This is a genomic window from Natrialba swarupiae (genome assembly GCF_008245225.1).
Lineage (GTDB): Archaea > Halobacteriota > Halobacteria > Halobacteriales > Natrialbaceae > Natrarchaeobius > Natrarchaeobius swarupiae.
This window is the reverse complement of the sequence record NZ_VTAW01000077.1, coordinates 1-1,100: the sequence shown is the minus strand read 5'-3', so window position 1 is coordinate 1,100 and position 1,100 is coordinate 1. Positions and strand designations below refer to the sequence as shown.

The 1,100-nt window shown below is 54.1% G+C and carries 1 protein-coding gene; it reads right to left on the bottom strand.

Annotated features, from left to right (window positions below; translation table 11 throughout):
• Positions 1 to 6 precede the first annotated feature (6 nt).
• Positions 7 to 1,053: an IS630 family transposase gene (locus FYC77_RS19980; RefSeq protein WP_149083242.1), complete on the bottom strand. Its 1,047-nt coding sequence runs from the start codon at positions 1,051 to 1,053 to the stop codon at positions 7 to 9.
• Positions 1,054 to 1,100: the final 47 nt, after the last annotated feature.

Genomic DNA, 1,100 nt, shown 5'->3' with positions numbered 1-1,100 from the left:
GAGTGGTCAGCATAACTTTTGAATATCCGGGAGGAATGTTTTGATCCAGTTGTCGGCGAAGCTGACGCGTTTGGATAGGTCTAGGAAGGTGTTAGTAACGAACTGCTTGAAGTGGTCCTTTCCTTCGAAGACTTCTGGCGAAATCTTCCGTTTGAGCGTCTTCCAGAGCGGTTCGATGGCATTGAACATTGGCGAGTACGGCGGGAGAAAGACGAACTCGATGCCGAGTTCGTCGGCCCGTTGCTGGGTGAGTTTCGCATGATGACCGCCATCGTTGTCTGCGATGAGCAGAATCCGCCCAACCGGATTCTGCTCACGAATTGCCTCTAACGCTGTGCAAATACTCTCTTTCGTCGTTCGTTTCCGAAAGATGAGCGTACTCTTGCCGAGTAATGCGTAGAAGCCAAGCGTTTTCCAGGGGACTGTCACCAGTGGTTTGTCAATTTCCACGGTTCGATCGTACGACCACATTCGCTGGGAGTTCTCGAACGGTTGTGGCCACGATGCGTCGAAGAAGCCGAGAACGAGTGGTTCATCACCATTTTCTTTCGTGAGCGCCTCCCCCAGGCGCTCACGAAAATCCTTCTCAGCATCCGGTGATTGTCGCGGGTCCATCGGTCGTGGTTTTGCGTACTGCATTCCATCACCACGGAGAATTCGAGCAAGGTGGGATCGATCGTACGTCACGCCGTATCGGTCCCAAAGAAGATCGTCGATCTCCTGTGGTGTCCACGGTTGACCGTCTTCGAGGAGTGTAAAGAACTCGTCAAACTGTTCAGAGGAGAGCTTCGCGGGGCGGCCGCCCGCGAAGCTCGGTCGAAGTCCATCGACTCCACCTTCGTTCCAGGCTTTGAGCCAGCGTCCACCGGTTGGTTGGGACGCACCGACACGTCGTGCAGCCATTTTGTCAGTGTCGCCGAGAGAGACGTTCTTGATGAAGCAGAGTCGTCGGACGAGACGGGTCTCGTCCGCCTTCTGGGCTTCATTGATCGCTTCATCAAGCTGTGTTTCCGACAGATGCTTCACCATTTCAGTCCGACGGGTTGTCTTCATCAGAGTCTATACGCACCCTGCAGATTCAAACATAGCGCCAACCACTC